The 2068-nt window shown below is 44.3% G+C and carries 2 protein-coding genes; one reads left to right on the top strand and one right to left on the bottom strand.

All coding sequences use genetic code 11. From position 1 onward, the window contains the following. Positions 1–104: 104 nt before the first annotated feature. Positions 105–947, top strand: a complete 843-nt coding sequence (locus tag VN379_RS11865; RefSeq protein WP_325534063.1) for a methyl-accepting chemotaxis protein — start codon at positions 105–107, stop codon at positions 945–947. A 27-nt stretch (positions 948–974) separates the two neighbouring features. Here the strand turns inward: VN379_RS11865 and VN379_RS11860 are convergent, their stop codons facing one another. Continuing rightward, entirely contained in the window at positions 975–2033 is a 1059-nt protein-coding gene (locus VN379_RS11860) for a nicotinate phosphoribosyltransferase (RefSeq protein WP_325534061.1), read from the bottom strand. Positions 2034–2068 lie beyond the last annotated feature (35 nt).

Here is a 2068-nt window from a genome sequence, read left to right as displayed (position 1 = left end):
GCGGTGGTTACGGCGGTGGCTCAGGTGGCGGCGGCGGTTCCAGCCGTAAATGGTAGCGTAATTAGATATTTACAATGATTGTGGGAACAAAGGAAGGGATTTATGTGGGAGAAGTTTCCCTGTTGGACTGTTTTACCAAGGTTGCTAAGTATATTCCGCAGCTAATAAGCGGAAAAGTTGGCATGGTGGTTAGTGACCGGGAAAAATGGTTAGTGTCTTACTCGATTCCTGAACTTGAGGGTCAAGTTGTTGTTGGTGAACCGCTTAAACCGGGATCTGCTGCATACAAAGCAATACAGCAGAGACAGCGGGTAGTTGTTGAGGTTAGCAGCGATGTTTACGGCATTCCCTATATTGCCATCAGCCTGCCTGTAATTAATGCCCAGGGAGAAGTAATTGGCGCTGTTGCTGTCCACGAGTCAATGGAACGTCAAAACATGCTGGCTACTGCGGCCAAACAGTTATCTAATTCAGCTACACATATGTCTTCTTCTATCCAGTCTATTCTGGCTCAGGCTGAAGAATTAGCAGCCAGCGGGCGGGTTCTTAAAGATATGTCAATTGCTGCTAATAAAGAGGTGTCAGACACGGATTCTGTTGTTGGCTTTATTAAGAATGTTGCCAGCCAGACTAATCTTTTAGGGCTAAATGCTGCAATTGAAGCAGCCAGGGTTGGTGAAATGGGAAGAGGGTTTGGCGTAGTAGCCGAAGAAGTCCGTAAGCTTGCTACAAATAGCGCCAGTTCGGCAACTCAGATTACTACAATTTTAAATAATATAAAAAAATCGATTGAGAAAATTGGTGTTGAAATAAATCAGATCGATGCAGTTACTGAGCACCAGGCAAACACGATTCAGGACCTGACTGCACATAGCCAAATGCTTATGGCAATGTCTGAGCAACTTGCCAGTTTAGCATCTAACATGAGTAATGAACAAAAAAAGTGAAACAACCATCAAGGTTGTTTCACTTTTTTAACCTTCTTCCACCAGTGTCAACCGGGGATTAGGCCGGTAACTCCTGCCAACTTTAGCCGACAGTTTTCCTTCTAACATAACAATGTCAGCAGTGAAATTGACATTATCGTTATACAGACTGCTGCCTACAGCATACACATCAACAGGTAGATTAGCTGTTTCAAATTGGGCTATGCGATCAGCGGTAAATCCACCTGACACCATAATTTTTACATGGCTAAAGCCTTCAGAGTCAAGAGCCTGGCGGACATTTAAAACTAACTGTGGACAAACTCCCGTAGGTTTAAAAGTACCCATTTGAGGTAAGACAGATACATCAATAAGGTTATCGGCAGTATCAAGGCGAACAGCCCATAGTTTATCGCCCATTTCCTTGGCAACAGCCAAAGCTGTTCCAACACAGTCATTCGAGAAGTCGACAAGCGCTACCCGGTTTACCTGTGGATCAATATAAGCATCAAAGGCTTTTGATGCCCGTACAGTGTCGCCACCGTAAACTGCAATTAAGGCATGGGGAATAGTACCAAGGGCTTCAGATCCCCAGAGAGAACCATTGGCTGGAGTAGAGACGCCGTATATGCCGCCAATGTGAGCGGCATAACCATCAGATGCCTGGACTGCATAATGGTCGAAACGCGAAGGGAAGAATAGCACAGGTTTACCATTTGCGGCCGCAACTACTCTCTGTACATTAGTAGCAATTTTAGTCTGACGGGAGAGCACTCCCAGATAAACTGTTTCTAAGTGAGAAAAGTTTGCCAAATCACCCTCGATGGTCATAACCGTTTCCCATGGTTCAATATGGTCCCCATCATGCAATGCGTGAATAACAAGACTATCAGGGTCATGAGCACATTTTCTGATAATAGCAATCGCTTCATCAACACCGCAGATTACAGCATGTTGGCGCTGGAAAACTTGCATAATAACTCGTGGCCGGTGATTATCCTTGATTAAGATCTCCTGGGTACGCATGAAATAACTGTCGCTGAAAAAACCATTCTTTATTTGCTCAACAGGGATAGTGAAAAAATCCGGTGATAAGCGTTGTTTCATTAAAAAGGCCTCCTAGATATTACAAAAGTGATGAT

The organism is Sporomusa sp. (assembly GCF_035561255.1).
Classification (GTDB): Bacteria; Bacillota; Negativicutes; order Sporomusales; family Sporomusaceae; genus Sporomusa.
The sequence above is the reverse complement of the archived record's forward strand: the minus strand, read 5'-3'. Positions and strand labels throughout refer to the sequence as shown.